This is a genomic window from Bacillus sp. CH_48 (genome assembly GCF_038008465.1).
In the GTDB taxonomy this organism is placed as follows: Bacteria; Bacillota; Bacilli; order Bacillales; family Bacillaceae_G; genus Bacillus_A; species Bacillus_A thuringiensis_S.
Genome location: NZ_JBBOZF010000001.1, coordinates 5,178,173 through 5,194,981, shown reverse-complemented (window position 1 = coordinate 5,194,981; position 16,809 = coordinate 5,178,173). Strand labels below are relative to the sequence as shown.

Below are 16,809 nucleotides of genomic sequence, written 5' to 3'. Positions count from 1 at the left end.
GAGGCTAGTTGTAGCCTCATTTTTTCATGTACATAAAAATCTTTGTTATTTTCACAATAGTTCTTTATAGTATATATAAAGGATAACTAATATTGAATAAATATAACAAAAAAGCTTTATTTTACATAATAAGAGGATGTGTATACGATGTTATTACAGACTAAATATATAGCGGGTATTTCGCTTGGGGTTATGGGTGTCGGCTTTGCGGCTTCTATCCCTTTTCAAGGAACGGTAGCTGGAGAGATTATACAAGGTGGATTTGAAGCTGGATTGGTTGGGGGACTTGCGGATTGGTTTGCGGTTACTGCTTTATTCCGTCATCCGATGGGAATACCAATTCCGCATACAGCTTTGTTACCTAAAAACCGTAAACGGGTAACGAAAGGGCTCATTCATACGTTAGAAAATGAATGGCTAACGAAAGAAAGTATTACGAATAAAGTAAAAGAGATGCAGTTAGCACAAATGGTACTGCAAATTGCTGAGAGAGAAATGCAGTCTGATGCTGTGAAAAAGGGGATTGTAACGATTGCAGAGAAAGCAATTGTTACAATAGATACAGAAAAGTTAGCTGTTATTATTGAAAAAGAATTAAAAACATATTTACATACAATCAATACAAGTAATATTTTACAAGTGCTTGTTGATCAATTAGTTGTGCAAGAATATGATGAAAAGACACTTGATTACATATTAGTGAAGGTAAAAGATTGGACAGCGCAAGATGAAGCTCGTTACCAGCTCGGTAGCTTAGGTATGAAGGCGATGGAAAATATAAAAGTAGATGGATTCTTGCAGTTTACTTTGAAATCATTTATGAATATTGTAGATGAAGATAAAATTGGCGGTATTTTGCAGAAGTTTATCATTAGTAATATTAACAGCTTACAAGAGGCTGATAATAGCACAAGACAACTTATATTAGCGAAGATTCGTCAAGAAATTATCAATGTAAAAGAAAATGAAGCTTTATTACAGGAATTAGAAAATTGGAAAGAAAAGTGGATTGCGAATTGGAATGCTACTGACAAAATAAAAGAGATGCTAGAGCAAGTACAACAAAGAGCAGTTGCTTTTGTAAATAATGAAGAATTTGCTAATCAATATGTTATTCCATTTTTACAAAAACAAATGAATAAAATAAAAGAAGATGAACAGACAGTTCAAAAAATAGAAGATTGGTTACAAAAACAAGTTGTGAATCTTATTGAGAAGAACCATTCGAAAATTGGTAAGCTTGTACAAGAAAACCTTGATAAGTTAGACGATAAAACGTTAATCGAAATGATTGAAAATAATGTCGGTAAAGATTTGCAGTGGATCCGAGTGAACGGGGCGGTTTGCGGATTTATGATTGGATTAGTGTTAGAAGGAATTAAAGCGATTATATAAGAAAAACCTTCCGCAATTGCGGAAGGTTTTTCTTATTTTTCAATAACGCTCATATTTAAATTATAAGTTTTCTCAATATTTAACTTGTGCGTGCCATTTCCAGTTTTAATTGAATTTTTATACCAATGTTCTTGGTTGTTTAATTCTGGATGTTCTTCTGAAGAAGTATTTTCTTTTTTTGTTAAATCTTCTACTTGTTCCCAAGGTGTGCTTCCGTGTGTTTCTTTTTGATTCGTTACTGCTGTTAAAGAAACATCACTCTCTTTTGCAAGATGGACAGACACTCTTGAGCTTTCTTGTACAAACCAATTATTTTGTAATTGACCTGGATAAAGAGATAGTTCGTTATTTGAAGCACGGATTTCCACATTTTTATTTTGTGGAAGAACAAGCGTTGGTTTCACTTGTGGTGCTGAACTAAATAACGTATGTTGAACAGGTAATGATTTTAAATTGATATACATCGTTTCTCCAGCCGTTTGAACTGAAAGGAAATCATCTTGTTTTAAATTGAGTTTTTCATTTGCTTTCGTCGTCATTTCATAAGTTCCCAAAAGGTGAATTTGATTTGTATTATTTCCCTCTATCGTTAGAGGCTGATGCCCTGCATCTACTACAATTTTTTTGATAGATTCAGGTATATCAAATTGTCCGTCTGGAATATTACTCGTTTGTCTCGTTGTGTTAATAGAATGACGAAATTCTTCTAGTAATCCAGTTGATAATAAACAGTAAAAAGCAATTCCGACGCTTCCTAAAACGCCGATAAAGAAAATGCTGAAAATATCATATTTAATAAATGATTGTTCCTTCTTAGAAAATAGAAGGTATAGTAAAACTTCAGCTCCAAGTATGATAAGTAAAACTGGCCACCATGCAGTTAGTGTATCTAATACTTGAATTCCTTTTACGACTGAAAATAGTAAAAAGCATCCTAACGATATAATAGAAAGCCCCATTGAGAATGTTCCAACACGCCAAGTCCTCATTCGCTTGTCCCACCTTTGTTTTCTTTATTTCCAAGTAACAATTTAAAGCCGCCGCCAATTAAAAGGAGCGCAACGATAGATGTTTGGAAATAGCGATAATATAGTTCACTAAGATGAATATTAAATATAGTTACAAAATAATCATTCAAAATAGGAAGGACTGTTTGATCTAATAAATAATAAACACCGAGTGTAATTAATCCGATACCAATCCATCTTTGATGATTTATAAAATAATCGATAATGGGTTCGTCTTGTACTCGTTCTTTTCCGTATTTTGCTGTTTGCTGTAAAGCATCAAAAAAGCTATAGAACCAAATGATTGGCACTAAAAATAAAAACGCAGAAAGTCTTAATAAGTCGAGTAAATAAATAGATAGTAAAAAGGCTGCCATAAGCTGAAGACCACGGCGTTGTAAGCCTAAATACATATGACCTGCTCCGGGGAACATCGCTAAAATAGAAGCAAATGTTTTATTTTTCTTTCCTTGCTCGCGGTGCTCTTCAAACTCTTCGAAAATAGTACGATCATCTAATTGCTCGCCACGTTCTTTTTTCTGGAGTTGCTGAACAACGTCAAAGAAATTGTAAATCCATAAAACAGGTAATGTAATAAGGAAGATAAGAAAACTTTCTTGCGATGTTAAAAGTGCAACGAAAATGATCATACTTCCGATTCCTGTGCAAGCTACTAAAAATGTAAGTCCGCGTTGCATAAGTCCTAATTGAAAATGGCCAAGTCCAGGGATGATGGATAAGAGAATGATATAAAATCGTTCGCTCTCTTTAGAGGATTCTATGAATTCTCCGGCAGCTTGTTTTTTCGATTGATTAATAATAGTGATAACTAAATCTAATAAATTGATTGCCCATAACACGACTAGTAAAAATAGAGAAAGAAAAGCAATATCACGGGCTCCTAATGCTATTGTACAAAATGCTGCAAAGATAAATAGAAATACAGCCCCTCCGCTATATAAAATAAACCGTCCAAATTTCTTTAAATATAAATGTCCAAGCCCAGGAATTAGCCCTAATACAAGTGCTAAAAAGGGATTTTTATTCATGCTTTGAACCTCCGTCCTTTTTCGATGTGTCTACCGATTTGTTTACAATTTGTTGTGAGATAGAAGACTCGTTATGTTTTGAAGATTTCTCTAAATTTGATGTCGCTGTAAAAATATACTGAAATAAACCACTTACCATAAAAATAATTGTAGCCGCAGTCGCAATTATGTAGTGAATGATCGTGCGCTTTAGTGAGGTTGTTTTTATATTTTCATTAGACTGTAGTGTTTCAAAATTAATTTGCGTCATAACTTCGTTCGTAAATGAATCATCATTTATCATTGGAAGGTTTTCATGTTGTTCATCAATACTTTCCATATAAAGTGCTAAACAATGATCACATTCATAAAGATGTTCTTCCATAGATTCACGTTCATTGCTTTCTATAAAATCTAATGTATAATTGCGCCAATCTTCTTTTGAATAATGCATCATAGAAACTCTTCCTCCTTCCAATGTTTTTTAATCCATTTTCTTGCCCGATACAGTTTCATTTCGACTGTTTTTACTTCAATGTTTTCCTGTAAAGCAATTTCTTGATAGCTTTTTTCTTGTAAGTAATGTGCGAGAACGACGTCACGGTAATTTTCAGGAAGTTCTCTCAGTTTTTGAGCAATGAGTAATTTCTGCTCTTTCGTCAATAATAAAGCCTCAATATTATGAGAGGACTGTATATTTTCCTCATTTTCTTTACATAAGGAGAGTTCTTCACTTTCTCGAGCTTTCTTCCTCTTATAATCAATAGCGTGATTGGTGGCAATACGTGCCATCCACGTTTTTAATCCGCGAAATTGATAATTTGGGAGAGAGGCGTGAATTTTTACGAATACTTCTTGTGTAACATCTTTCGCATCTTCTTCATGTCTTACAATAGAAAAGATAACTTGAAAAATATAATGACGATATGTTTGCACGAGGATACGAAAAGCATGTTCGCTTCCTTGTTGTGCTTTTTCAATTAATTGTTTTTCCTCAATGGGTCTCTCCCTCCTTTTTGACGCATTCTATTATATAGACGTAAAGAATGATAAGTCACCCTACACATTTTGTAAAAAAAGAATAATATATTTTTTGCAGAAGAGCTAGATGAAAAAAGTGTGAAAAAATGGTAAGCAGAAGTATATAATGAGCAAGTAGGAAATGTTATACGGAGAAAGGATGTGAATGTTAGTAGGAGGAAGGTCCATACTAACAAACATGAAAATTAAAATATTAATAGCAGACGATAATTCTTTTATTAGAGAAGGCATGAAAATTATTTTAAATACATATGAAGAGTTCGAAGTGGTAGATACAGTAAATGATGGAGAAGAAGCTGTAGCATATTGTAAAAAGCATGAAGTTGATATTGCTCTTTTGGATGTTCGTATGCCAAATATGAACGGTGTAGAGGCGACGAAGTTTATTTGTGAAGAGACGAAAACAAAACCGCTTATTTTAACGACGTTTGATGATGATGAATATATTTTGGATGCAGTAAAAAACGGAGCGAAAGGGTATTTATTAAAAAATAACGATCCGGAGCGTATTCGTGATGCAATAAAAGGGGTATATAATGGCCAAACTGTTATGCAAGATGTAGTTCTCGATAAAATTAAGTCCAATTTAATGGAAAGTAAAGAGGAAGAATGTAAAATAGATAAAAGTCTTTTTACTGAAAGAGAGCTTAGTATTATCGCATTAATTGCAAAAGGTTTCTCAAATAAAGAAATTTCGAAACAGCTTTTTATATCTGAAGGAACAATCGCAAATTATATTACATCAGTTTTAGGGAAAACGGGACTTGAACATCGCACACAAATTGCGATTTACTACTTAACAGGGAAAGTAGATTAATGATATGGAATTTTGGTTAACTGTAAGTAAATTAATTGTCTTTATATATATTGTGTTCAGTTACATACATTCAAATGTTACGAACTTACCATGGGTTATATTTGCTTTGCTTTTATATCTTTCTGTAAACGTGCTAATCTCTATATTAAAAAAAGATACGTACAAAAAAATATTGATTTGTATTTCAATTAGTGTAGTTATGTTATTAACATGGAGGGTTCATCCGTTTTTTATTTTGTTTTTACCTTTGAATTTATACGAAATTACATTCCATTACATAGACAAGAATTGGTCACGCTTTGTTATTATGATGCTTCCAATTACAATTACAGATGAAAGCATTCGAATGACTTATGGATTAATTGTTGCATTTTCTTTTCTCGTTTTAACTATGGCAGATCGATATATATCACGTGTAGTAAAGCTTGAATCGCAAAATGATAAGATGCGAAAAGATATGCAACGACTTACGAAAAACTTACATGAAAATAAAGAGTACATAAGACAATCAGAATACACATTTAAGCTAGAAGAGAGAAATCGGTTATCACAAGAAATTCATGATAAAATTGGTCACTCGATGACAGGTGCATTAATTCAAATGGAAGCTGCAAAGAGATTAATGGGGATAGATAAAGAAAAATCTGCGGAGTTATTACAAAATGCAATTCATATTTCAAAAGATGGAATTGAAAGTATTCGCATTACATTAAAAAATATGAAGCCACCAACTGAGCAAATTGGCATTCACCGTATGAAATTATTCATAGAGGAGTTTGCTAGTAAGCATGATGTAAACATTCCTTTCGTATATAAGGGAAACTTAGATATGATTTCTCCCATTCAGTGGAAAATTATTGGTGAAAATGTTACCGAGGCACTAACAAATGCGATGAAATATGCTGATGCGACAGTTATTTCTATAGATATTCATGTACTTAATAAGATGGTTAAGGTGCAAGTGAAGGATAACGGAAAAGGCGCAGCTCTTGTTAAGAAAGGTCTCGGTATTATGGGGATGGAGGAGCGAACAGCGTCTGTAAATGGGAAAATTATTGTAGATGGAACAAGTGGTTTTTCAGTGACGATGTTGTTGCCGATATAAGAGAATGGGACGAAGATGAACCATCTCATATGAAAAAAGTGAATAATCTCATGTGAAAAGAATGAACTTCTGCACTGAGCAGGTTCATTTTTTTTGTTTATACTAAAAGCAGAGAAACCGAAATAGGGGTGAAATGATGAATACATTAGAAATTAAAAATTTAACGAAAAAATTTGGTGATTTCATCGCGGTAGATAATATGTCTTTATCTATTAAAGAAGGAGAGATATTTGGCTTTTTAGGATCAAATGGTGCTGGTAAAAGTACAACGATAAATATGATTGCTGGGTTGTTAAGAAGTAATGAAGGTGAAATTAGCATATTAGGAAAAAATATAAAAAAACATAATCGATTTGCGAAGATGAATATCGGTATCGTTCCGCAAGATATTGCGATTTATGAAGAGTTAACTGCCTATGAAAATGTGAAATTCTTTGCTGGATTGTACGGTTTAAGAGGAGCAGAGCTAAAAGCAAGAGTAGAGGAAGCGCTTCAGTTTGTGGGGCTTAGTGATAAACATAAAAGTTATCCGAAAAACTTTTCTGGCGGGATGAAACGAAGATTGAATATCGCTTGTGCGATCGCTCATAGACCGAAGTTAATTATTATGGATGAGCCGACAGTGGGAATTGATCCACAGTCAAGAAACTATATTCTCCAGTCTGTTCGAAAATTAAATGAAATGGGAAGTACCATTATTTACACGAGCCACTACATGGAAGAAGTAGAAGAGATTTGTACGAAAATAGCAATTGTAGATCACGGTAAAGTAATTGCAGAAGGTACGAAAGAACAGTTGAAAGCGATTATTACTGATACGAAAGATATTTGGGTTGAAGTGAAGTCAGTAGAAAATTTAGATGTAAAAAAGTTAAAAGAGATAAACGGTGTGAAAGCTGTTCAAATTGAAGAGAACGTAATTAAAGTAAACTCGGATGCAGGAGTAAACAATTTAAATAAAATTATTCAGCACTTCATTAATCATGATATTGAAATTCGTTCGGTAGAGGAGCAGGCCCCGAACTTAGAAACAGTATTCCTTACGTTGACTGGAAGAAACTTACGAGATAAATAAAAGGTAAATGAAGAAAAGGTAAAGGGAGGTTCATCAATTGAACATCTTCAATATTGCAGTTATGCATATTAAAAGAGATTTCAGAGACGTAAGAACTTTAGTTTTTATGTTAGCATTTCCGGTTGTACTTATGCTTGTGTTAGGAACAGCGTTAACGAATGCATTTGATAGCGATAGTCAAGCGATTAAAGATATACAAGTGCTCTACAAAGATGAAGCGAGTAGCACATTTTCTCAATCGTTCGAAGCATTTACGAAAGAAGTCGATAAATCGGGTATTCATTTTAAAAAAGCTTCCGAAGGTATAGATGGGAAAGAAGAAGTGAAGCAAAATAAATATGCTGCTTATGTAGAGTTAAATAAAGATGGTGCAAAATTTTATGGAAGTGACAAAAGTAGTGTTGAGGGAAGTATTGTGGAAGGCATGCTTACAACATTTGTTGATAAGTACAATGTAGCGGCCGAAGTTGCAAAAGTAGATCCTAGTAAGGTGAGCACAGTTTTTTCAAGCGGAAATCATAATGATTATATAAAAGAAACATCTTTACAAGCTGCGAAAAAACCAGGTTCTATGGATTACTACGCGGTTGTAATGACAACGATGATTGCACTATATGCTGCGATGGGAGCGAGTTCTTTAATTCGAGGAGAACGAATACGTAAAACAGGAGATCGTCTCATTGCTGCACCTATAAGTAAGGCTGAAATATTCATTGGAAAAGTACTTGGTAGCCTAGTAGCAAATGCTCTGTGCATATTACTCGTCATGTTATTTAGTAAATTTGTTTTTCAAGCGAATTGGGGCGACCATCTTGGAATCATATTTCTTATTTTATTAACACAAATTTTTCTAGCAATTAGCTTCGGTTTAGGAATTGGATATATTACAAAAACACCGGAATCATCTAGAGCAATTATTATGGTTATTGTGCAATTATCCTCTATTTTTGGTGGTGCATATTTCGTAATAGAAGAAAATTTCGTTACGAATTTATCACCATTAACGTGGGCAAACACAGCTGTTATGAAAATTATTTATGCAAATGATGTAGGAGCAGCACTACCGGTAATATGTTTAAACCTTGGCATTTCAGCACTCTTTTTATTAATTGCAATTATTGCATTACGTAGACGGGAGGGGCTATAGTATGAAAGATATTTTATGGCTCATACAAAAAACGTTATCTGTACTTTTGAAAAATAAAAAAGGGTTATTCATTATTATTAGTTTGCCGATAATTGGAACACTAATCTCCTTCTCGATGTATGGGAATATGGGGCAAGGGACGTTAAATATCGGGGTTATTAATAAAGAAAATCAATCTATAGCAAATGATACGGTGAAATTTTTAGAAGGATTAAATCATGTAAAGGTAAGTAAAATTAAAGAATCTGAAGTAGAAGATAAACTCACTTCCAAAAAACTTGATGGAGTTATTACATTAGATTCTGGTTTTTCAAAAAGTGTTCGAGAAGGGAAACCAAATCATATTGAAATTTCATCGATTAAAGGTGATCAAGTAACAGGATTTATAAAATCATATTTATACAATTATATTGATAATGTAGCAGCTATTAGTAAAGTAGCAGGAACAGATCAAAGTGCATTTGATACTATGTACGCAGGATATCAAAAAGGTTCATTTAAAATGAAAACTGAGACGCTAGAAGATACTTCGAAAAATAAAGATATGACAAACCAAACGATGGGTTACCTTATTATGTTTATGCTATTTTCAGCAGCGAACTTATCAGGTTATATTTTAAAAGAAAAAGAAAATAGAACGTATTTTAGACTCTTATCAACGCCGATAGATGGGAAGAAATTCATATTATCTAATGTCGGGGTAAATATGCTGCTATTAACAGTACAAATTCTGATTACAATCTTATTCCTAACGAATATTTTTCATATAAATATCAATATGCCTTTCATAGTGATGATTGGTGTACTCATGCTATTTGCTTTAATAGCGATTGGAATATCGTTAGTCCTTGTCGCTTTTTCGAAAAACTCAGCATCAGCAAATGCACTGCAAAATATGATTATTGTACCGACATGTTTACTGGCTGGATGTTATTTTCCTTATGACATTATGCCAAAAGCGGTACAAAAAGTAGCTGATTTTCTTCCGCAGAGATGGCTATTAGACACAGTATCAAAACTACAACAAGGAATTCCAATTTCAGATTTGTATTTAAATATTTTAATCTTATTTGCCTTTGCAGTAGCATTCTTCTTAATTGCTATTTATAAGTTTGGAAGAAATAATGATGCGAGAAACTTTGTTTAATATGAAAAGGGTGTGACGTTAAGTCGCATCCTTTTTTGTATGAAGCATGAAATCTAAATTTGAATGACAAAATAGAAAGGTGGAAAGAAAATGAGCGGAAGGAAATCAAAATGATTAAAAAAATATTGCGAGTTACTTCTATTGTAATTACTATTTTCGTTTTTGTTTTAATTTGGATGCATATTGACGTTACGCTCGGAAGAAAAATGGAAGTCGGGAAAAATATGCCGACAGAGTACGCTCCTCATTATAGTGATTTTCAATTATATGTAGAAGGAAAGTCATTTTATAAACAGTTATTTACTGATATAAGAGAGGCGAAGCAATCTATTTACACGTACTTTTTCATTTTGTCGGATGATAAAAGTAGCCATACTTTTTTAAACTTATTAAAAGAGAAGGCGAGAGAAGGAGTAAACGTATATTTATCTGTCGATTTACTTAACGATTTATCATTTGAAAGAAAGGTGAAAAAAGAATTACAGGAAAGTGGCGTGCATTTTACATATAGTAGAAAACAGGAATTACCATTCGGGTTTTATTCCCTACATCATCGTAATCATCGCCGTATTACGACGATTGATGGAGAAATTGGCTATACAGGCGGATTTAATATAGGAGATGAGTACTTGGGGAAAGATAAGCGATTTGGATATTGGCGTGATTATCATGTACGGCTTAAAGGAGAAGGAGCAAAAGATTTAGAGGAGCAATTCGCTTTAGATTGGAAGCGAGATACGAAAGAAGATATAAAGAGAAGTACGAATAAGGCTAGCAAAGGGAATACATTACATACTATGACTAGTTACAATGGCCATTACGTTGCTGAGAAATATATAGAGCTCATAAAACAAGCTCAGCACTCAATTGTAATTGCAACGCCGTATTTTATAGCGAAAAATAAAGAATCTATGAATGCTTTAATCGCGGCGCAAAAGCGTGGTGTTACAGTAAAAATACTTTGGTCATATAAACCAGATCTACCTCTTATAAAAGAAGCGGCGTATCCATACATACGTCAGGCTGTTAATAATAGGATTACTGTATATGGGTATAAAAAAGGAATGTTTCATGGAAAGTTAATGCTGATTGATAATGAGTTAACTGTTATAGGTACAACAAACTTTACTTCGCGTAGCTTCAATATAAATGATGAAATGAATTTTTATATTTATGGTGGTCCTATTGTAGAACAAGTTAATAAGGCGTTAACAGAGGATTTTCATGATTCGAAAGAAATGACGAAAGAGTTTTTTGAAAAGTTATCTTTTTGGGAGCGTTGTAAGGAGAAAGTAGCGGGATTGGTTGACTTCTATTTGTGATGATGAATTAGGAAAGGGTGCCTACAAAAGACACCCTTTTTTGGTGGGAAATCATTATTTTTCATGCACCAGCAATGAAGCATCATCATTAATCAACGTCCCTACATGCTCCCCTAAACAAATTCGTTTCATCACTCCAGGCTCATCAAAGTTAAAGACATGTGCTGGTAAATTGTAGTCTCGGGCAAGCAGTAATGCTGCTTGATCCATGACTTGTATATTTTGTCTAACAACATCATTATAGTTTAGTTTGCTGTACATTTTTGCTGATTTGTTATGCTTTGGATCACTTGTAAAAACGCCGTCGACACCTTGTTTTGCGACTAATATGGCATCACTATTCATTTCAATAGCTCTTTGTACGCTTGGATAATCTGTCGTCACGAACGGTTGCCCGTTTCCGCCTCCAAAGATAACGATATAACCGTTATCTAAATGGTGGACTGCACGCAAACGAATGTATGGTTCAGCTACTGCATTAAATGGAATGGAAGTCATAACGCGCACTTCTCTATTTGTTTTACTTGTTAAAACACCGCGAAGCATTAAGCTGTTAATAATTGTACCTAACGTACCGATATTATCAGCTTCTACGCGATCAATTCCCCATTCTTCAGCTAGATGACCTCTAAAAATGTTACCGCCACCGATGACGATGGATACTTCGATACCTAAATCAACAATGGATAAAATTTCGTTTGCGATATGTTCTAATCGTTTGGAGTTAAAGCTATTTCCAGTTTGATCGGCAAGTGCACCGCCGCTTAATTTAATTAAGACACGTTTATATGGTCTCATAACTATTCCCCCTATATAGATCGCAATAAAAAAGGAACAAAGGCGAATGCCTTTGTTCCTTTTTAAGAAAATGAAAAAGAAAAGAAGAAGATAGGACGAATTTCTTTGTATAGTTTCTCATAACATCCACTCCTTTTCATTTCGATTTTTTTTAAGTATATATCTTTTTGATTATACGAAACAATCTGATTACTTATCAAGTTTATTTTATCGTTTTTTAACAAAATGGTGTCAATGAAAAAAAGAAGAAAAATATTTGAATTTTTTGTGACGAACTTGTAGGTTTTTGTATGATTTTGTAGGTTCGCTTATAAGATGTGTAAGTAGCTTTTATAAATTCAAATTGAAAGCGTTCGCATGAAGGGGATGAACATAAATGAAAAAATTCGGATTGGCAACACAAATTTTTGTAGCGCTTGTTTTAGGGATTGTAGTAGGGGCAGTCTTTTATGGCAATAAAACGGCGATTTCTTATATCACACCAATTGGAGATATATTTATTCACTTAATTAAGATGATTGTAGTACCAATTGTTATTTCAGCATTAATTGTTGCAGTAGCTGGTGTAGGAGATATGAAAAAGCTTGGGAAACTGGGCGGTAAGACAATTCTTTATTTCGAAATTATTACGACAATTGCTATTTTAATGGGATTACTTGCAGCGAATATATTCCAACCAGGTACTGGTGTTGATATGAGTAATTTACAGCAAAGTGATATTTCTTCTTATAAACAAACTGCAGATGCAACCGAGAAGAAAGGTTTTGCTGAGACAATTGTTCACATTGTACCGAAAAACGTATTTGAATCGATTGCACAAGGTGACCTATTACCGATTATATTCTTCTCAGTATTATTCGGCTTAGGAGTTGCGGCAATTGGGGAAAAAGGAAAGCCTGTCTTTAACTTTTTTGAAGGCGTACTCGAAGCCATGTTTTGGGTTACAAATCAAGTGATGAAATTTGCACCATTTGGTGTATTCGCATTAATTGCCGTTACGGTTGCAAAATTTGGTGTAGCGACATTACTTCCGCTAGGAAAACTAGTGCTAGCTGTATACGTAACTGTTATACTATTCGTTGTGATTGTATTAGGTATTAATGCACGAATGGTTGGCGTAAACATTTTTACATTAATGAAAATTTTAAAAGAAGAACTGATTCTTTCGTTTACGACAGCAAGTTCAGAAGCTGTTTTACCTAATATAATGAGAAAAATGGAAGAGTTCGGTTGTCCAAAGGCAGTTGCCTCTTTCGTAATTCCGACAGGTTATACATTTAACTTGACTGGATCGGCTATTTATCAAGCGTTAGCGGCATTGTTTGTTGCACAAATGTACGGTGTGCACATGTCATTAACGGAGCAAATAACGTTATTATTCGTTCTCATGTTAACATCCAAAGGTATGGCGGGAGTTCCAGGTGCATCGTTCGTTGTTGTATTAGCAACGTTAGGTTCAATGGGGTTACCACTAGAAGGTATCGCGTTAATTGCGGGAATTGACCGCATTTTAGATATGATTCGCTCATCTGTCAATGTATTAGGAAATGCATTAGCGGCCATTGTTATGTCGAAGTGGGAAGGCGAATTCGATAATGAGAAAGCAAAACAATATGTAGAAACAGTCAAAGAAACAAAAGCAGCATAAGAAATCGTTAAGGAGTGAATAATCATGGCAACATTAACTGAAGTTAAAAATGGTGTTCGAATTGAAAAAGATTTTTTAGGTGAAAAAGAAGTGCCAAACTATGCATACTACGGCGTACAAACAATGCGTGCAGTAGAAAACTTCCCAATTACAGGATACAAAATCCATGAAGGCTTAATTAAAGCATTCGCAATTGTAAAAAAGGCTGCAGCGCTTGCTAATACAGATGTAGGAAGATTGGAATTGAACAAGGGCGGCGCGATCGCAGAAGCCGCTCAAGAAATTCTTGATGGAAAATGGCATGATCATTTCATCGTAGATCCAATCCAAGGCGGAGCAGGTACTTCAATGAATATGAATGCAAATGAAGTCATGGCCAATCGTGCTCTTGAATTATTAGGAATGGAAAAGGGAGACTATCATTATATTAGTCCAAATAGTCATGTAAACATGGCGCAATCAACAAACGATGCATTCCCAACGGCGATTCATATTGCAACATTAAATGCATTAGAAGGCTTATTACAAACGATGGGTTATATGCACGATGTATTTGAATTAAAAGCAGAGCAGTTCGATCATGTTATTAAAATGGGTCGTACACATTTACAAGACGCTGTGCCAATTCGTCTTGGACAAGAATTTAAAGCGTATTCTCGCGTACTTGAACGTGATATGAAACGTATCAAGCAATCACGTCAACATCTATATGAAGTAAATATGGGAGCAACTGCAGTTGGTACAGGCTTAAATGCAGATCCAGAATATATTGAAGCAGTTGTAAAACATTTAGCTACAATTAGTGAACTGCCACTTGTTGGTGCAGAAGACTTAGTAGATGCAACGCAAAATACGGATGCATACACAGAAGTATCAGCAGCACTGAAAGTATGTATGATGAATATGTCTAAAATTGCGAATGACCTTCGCTTAATGGCATCAGGTCCACGTGTTGGCTTAGCGGAAATTATGTTGCCTGCTCGTCAACCAGGTTCATCTATTATGCCAGGGAAAGTAAACCCTGTTATGCCAGAAGTAATTAATCAAATTGCGTTCCAAGTAATTGGTAACGACCATACAATTTGCCTTGCTTCAGAAGCAGGACAGTTAGAATTAAACGTTATGGAACCAGTACTTGTTTTCAACTTACTTCAATCTATTAGCATTATGAATAACGGTTTCCGTGCCTTTACAGATAATTGCTTAAAAGGAATTGAAGCGAATGAAGATCGCTTAAAAGAGTATGTTGAGAAGAGTGTAGGAATTATTACAGCCGTGAACCCTCATATCGGTTATGAAGCAGCAGCTCGCGTTGCGAAAGAAGCAATTGCAACAGGTCAATCCGTTCGAGAACTTTGTGTGAAAAACGGTGTACTGTCACAAGAAGACTTAGAGTTAATTCTAGATCCATTCGAAATGACGCACCCAGGGATTGCAGGAGCAACTCTTTTAAAGAAAAATTAAAAGAAGAGGGGGGACAATCCCCTCTTTTTTGTTTACAATATAGAAATGCTATATATGAATAGAGGTAGGGATGTTATGAGTAAGTTTACAGTAGCTTCTAATGGTTCATTAGAAACGACATTAAGAGGAGTAGAAGTATTATCGACACCACTTTTAAATAAAGGGGTCGCTTTCACGCAAGAAGAGAGAGAAGAATTAGGTTTAAAAGGGTTATTACCGCCAGCAGTTTTAACATTAGAAGAACAAGCACGCCGAGCATATGAACAATTCTGTTCTCAGCCGGATGATTTATTAAAGAACGTATATTTAACAGCGTTACATGATCGAAATGAAGTATTATTTTATCGTATATTAACAAATCACTTACGTGAAATGTTACCAATTGTATATACACCAACAGTCGGTGTAGCAATTCAAAGGTATAGTCATGAATACCGTAAACCGCGTGGTGTGTATTTATCAATTAACGATCCGTCGGGTATCGAAGAAGCATTCGCCAATATCGGTGCAACAGCTGAAAACATTGATTTAGTCGTTGTAACAGATGGAGAAGGCATACTTGGAATTGGTGACTGGGGTGTTGGTGGTATAAACATCGCAATCGGGAAATTAGCTGTTTATACGGCCGCAGTTGGTATCGATCCTAGCCGTGTATTACCGGTAATTTTAGATGTGGGTACAAATCGTGAGGAACTATTAAACAATCCATTTTATATTGGAAATCGTCACCCTCGTATAACTGGTGAAGCTTACGATGAATTTATTGATACATTTGTACAAGCAGTGAATAAACAATTCCCGAAAGCACTTTTACATTGGGAAGACTTTAGTTCTCGAAATGCACGAAAAATTTTAGATAAATATCGTCATGATATTTGTACATTTAATGATGATATTCAAGGTACAGGTGCAGTTTCACTTGCTGCTGTGTTATCGGCAGTGAAAGCTTCTGGTGTACCATTAAGTGAACACCGCGTTGTTGTATTTGGTGCTGGTACGGCTGGAATCGGTATCGCAGATCAAGTTAGAGATGCGATGGTCCGCGTAGGCGTATCTGAAGAAGAATCATATAAGCGTTTCTGGTGTATTGATCGTAACGGATTAGTTACAGATAATATGGAAGACCTTCTTGATTTCCAAATTCCGTACGCAAGAAAAGAAGCGGAAGTAAGTGAGTGGAAGCAAAATGATATGATCGGACTTGCTGAAGTTGTGAAACATGTAAAACCGACAATTTTAATTGGTACATCTACTGTTGCGGGCGCATTTAAAGAGGAAATTATTAAAGAAATGGCTTCTCACGTAGAAAGACCAATCATTTTACCAATGTCGAATCCAACACCGCTTGCTGAAGCAAAGCCAGCAGATGTAATCGAGTGGACAGAAGGAAGAGCATTAGTTGCAACAGGAAGTCCATTTGAACCAGTTACATATAACGGTGTAACGTATGTGATTGGACAATCAAATAATGCACTTATTTTCCCAGGGCTTGGTCTTGGAACAATTGTAGTACGTGCAAGCGTTATGACGGATGGAATGTTCGCAGCAGCTGCTGAAGCAGTTGCAAGTATGGTAGATACAAGTCAGCCAGGAGCACCTATTTTACCAGAGGTCGAAGAATTACGTAATATCTCAGAAATGGTTGCAATTGAAGTAGCTAAAGTTGCAGTTGCAGAAGGTGTTGCAAGAGTGAACTTAAGTGATAACGATATTAAGATGGCAGTGAAAGAAGCAATATGGGAGCCGGAGTACCGCCAAATAAAAGCGGTAGAAAAGGTTAGAATATAGAAAAAAAGCCCGTTTATAACAATAAGC

At 34.9% G+C, this 16,809-nt stretch carries 15 protein-coding genes; 10 read left to right on the top strand and 5 right to left on the bottom strand.

From position 1 onward, the window contains the following. Window positions 1–147: 147 nt before the first annotated feature. Window positions 148–1,395 (top strand): DUF445 domain-containing protein, encoded by a 1,248-nt coding sequence (locus N2V92_RS26120; RefSeq protein WP_042597539.1) that lies wholly within the window; start codon window positions 148–150, stop codon window positions 1,393–1,395. A gap of 32 nt (window positions 1,396–1,427) precedes the next feature. Here N2V92_RS26120 and exsE read toward each other — a convergent pair whose 3' ends face one another. The 4 genes from exsE to N2V92_RS26100 are packed head-to-tail and all read right to left on the bottom strand — an operon-like array spanning window position 1,428 to window position 4,366. Continuing rightward, window positions 1,428–2,384, bottom strand: a complete 957-nt coding sequence (gene exsE, locus N2V92_RS26115; protein WP_001261414.1) for an exosporium protein ExsE — start codon at window positions 2,382–2,384, stop codon at window positions 1,428–1,430. Next, on the bottom strand, window positions 2,381–3,451 hold the full coding sequence (locus N2V92_RS26110; protein WP_001039098.1) for a hypothetical protein: 1,071 nt from the start codon (window positions 3,449–3,451) through the stop codon (window positions 2,381–2,383). The genes exsE and N2V92_RS26110 overlap by 4 nt, the downstream gene beginning before the upstream one ends. Further along, window positions 3,444–3,887 carry a hypothetical protein gene (locus N2V92_RS26105; RefSeq protein ID WP_000972351.1) on the bottom strand — a complete coding sequence of 148 codons (444 nt, stop codon included), beginning with the start codon at window positions 3,885–3,887 and terminating at the stop codon, window positions 3,444–3,446. The genes N2V92_RS26110 and N2V92_RS26105 overlap by 8 nt, the downstream gene beginning before the upstream one ends. Beyond that, a complete protein-coding gene (locus tag N2V92_RS26100) occupies window positions 3,884–4,366 on the bottom strand; it encodes an RNA polymerase sigma factor (protein WP_001195483.1) in 483 nt (160 codons plus the stop codon). The genes N2V92_RS26105 and N2V92_RS26100 overlap by 4 nt, the downstream gene beginning before the upstream one ends. Window positions 4,367–4,649: 283 nt before the next feature. Here N2V92_RS26100 and N2V92_RS26095 point away from each other — a divergent pair, with 283 nt between their 5' ends. From N2V92_RS26095 to N2V92_RS26070, 6 genes are all read left to right on the top strand, one after another. Then, window positions 4,650–5,288: a response regulator transcription factor gene (locus tag N2V92_RS26095; protein ID WP_000694093.1), complete on the top strand. Its 639-nt coding sequence runs from the start codon at window positions 4,650–4,652 to the stop codon at window positions 5,286–5,288. Window positions 5,289–5,292: 4 nt separating this feature from the next. Further along, window positions 5,293–6,393 (top strand): sensor histidine kinase, encoded by a 1,101-nt coding sequence (locus tag N2V92_RS26090; protein WP_016077885.1) that lies wholly within the window; start codon window positions 5,293–5,295, stop codon window positions 6,391–6,393. Window positions 6,394–6,529: 136 nt separating this feature from the next. Then, the gene (locus N2V92_RS26085; protein ID WP_001093814.1) at window positions 6,530–7,468 is read left to right on the top strand and encodes an ABC transporter ATP-binding protein; all 939 of its coding nucleotides are present in this window, start codon (window positions 6,530–6,532) and stop codon (window positions 7,466–7,468) included. Window positions 7,469–7,505: 37 nt separating this feature from the next. Continuing rightward, entirely contained in the window at window positions 7,506–8,615 is a 1,110-nt protein-coding gene (locus N2V92_RS26080; RefSeq protein ID WP_001020189.1) for an ABC transporter permease, read from the top strand. Window position 8,616: 1 nt separating this feature from the next. Then, window positions 8,617–9,762 carry an ABC transporter permease gene (locus N2V92_RS26075; RefSeq protein WP_000651861.1) on the top strand — a complete coding sequence of 382 codons (1,146 nt, stop codon included), beginning with the start codon at window positions 8,617–8,619 and terminating at the stop codon, window positions 9,760–9,762. Between the two features lie 110 nt (window positions 9,763–9,872). After that, on the top strand, window positions 9,873–11,084 hold the full coding sequence (locus tag N2V92_RS26070; protein ID WP_016077884.1) for a phospholipase D-like domain-containing protein: 1,212 nt from the start codon (window positions 9,873–9,875) through the stop codon (window positions 11,082–11,084). Window positions 11,085–11,138: 54 nt separating this feature from the next. On the opposite strand, the gene pyrH is transcribed toward N2V92_RS26070, so the two are convergent. Next, window positions 11,139–11,882 carry a UMP kinase gene (gene pyrH / locus N2V92_RS26065; protein ID WP_001248060.1) on the bottom strand — a complete coding sequence of 248 codons (744 nt, stop codon included), beginning with the start codon at window positions 11,880–11,882 and terminating at the stop codon, window positions 11,139–11,141. Between the two features lie 376 nt (window positions 11,883–12,258). Between pyrH and N2V92_RS26060 the strand changes: the two genes are divergently transcribed. From N2V92_RS26060 to malS, 3 genes are all read left to right on the top strand, one after another. Next, window positions 12,259–13,530, top strand: a complete 1,272-nt coding sequence (locus N2V92_RS26060) for a cation:dicarboxylate symporter family transporter (RefSeq protein ID WP_000713293.1) — start codon at window positions 12,259–12,261, stop codon at window positions 13,528–13,530. Window positions 13,531–13,554: 24 nt separating this feature from the next. Beyond that, entirely contained in the window at window positions 13,555–14,994 is a 1,440-nt protein-coding gene (gene aspA, locus N2V92_RS26055; protein ID WP_000224183.1) for an aspartate ammonia-lyase, read from the top strand. 75 nt (window positions 14,995–15,069) lie between these two features. Further along, entirely contained in the window at window positions 15,070–16,782 is a 1,713-nt protein-coding gene (gene malS / locus N2V92_RS26050) for an oxaloacetate-decarboxylating malate dehydrogenase (RefSeq protein WP_000033289.1), read from the top strand. Window positions 16,783–16,809 lie beyond the last annotated feature (27 nt).

Coding starts and splice junctions, on each gene's coding strand:
- N2V92_RS26110 (WP_001039098.1), bottom strand. CDS start 3,451: ATGAATAAAAATCCCTTTTTAGCACTTGTATTAGGGCTAATTCCTGGG.
- N2V92_RS26090 (WP_016077885.1), top strand. CDS start 5,293: ATGGAATTTTGGTTAACTGTAAGTAAATTAATTGTCTTTATATATATT.
- N2V92_RS26070 (WP_016077884.1), top strand. CDS start 9,873: ATGATTAAAAAAATATTGCGAGTTACTTCTATTGTAATTACTATTTTC.
- exsE (WP_001261414.1), bottom strand. CDS start 2,384: ATGAGGACTTGGCGTGTTGGAACATTCTCAATGGGGCTTTCTATTATA.
- malS (WP_000033289.1), top strand. CDS start 15,070: ATGAGTAAGTTTACAGTAGCTTCTAATGGTTCATTAGAAACGACATTA.
- N2V92_RS26095 (WP_000694093.1), top strand. CDS start 4,650: ATGAAAATTAAAATATTAATAGCAGACGATAATTCTTTTATTAGAGAA.
- N2V92_RS26060 (WP_000713293.1), top strand. CDS start 12,259: ATGAAAAAATTCGGATTGGCAACACAAATTTTTGTAGCGCTTGTTTTA.
- N2V92_RS26085 (WP_001093814.1), top strand. CDS start 6,530: ATGAATACATTAGAAATTAAAAATTTAACGAAAAAATTTGGTGATTTC.
- N2V92_RS26075 (WP_000651861.1), top strand. CDS start 8,617: ATGAAAGATATTTTATGGCTCATACAAAAAACGTTATCTGTACTTTTG.
- N2V92_RS26120 (WP_042597539.1), top strand. CDS start 148: ATGTTATTACAGACTAAATATATAGCGGGTATTTCGCTTGGGGTTATG.
- aspA (WP_000224183.1), top strand. CDS start 13,555: ATGGCAACATTAACTGAAGTTAAAAATGGTGTTCGAATTGAAAAAGAT.
- pyrH (WP_001248060.1), bottom strand. CDS start 11,882: ATGAGACCATATAAACGTGTCTTAATTAAATTAAGCGGCGGTGCACTT.
- N2V92_RS26105 (WP_000972351.1), bottom strand. CDS start 3,887: ATGATGCATTATTCAAAAGAAGATTGGCGCAATTATACATTAGATTTT.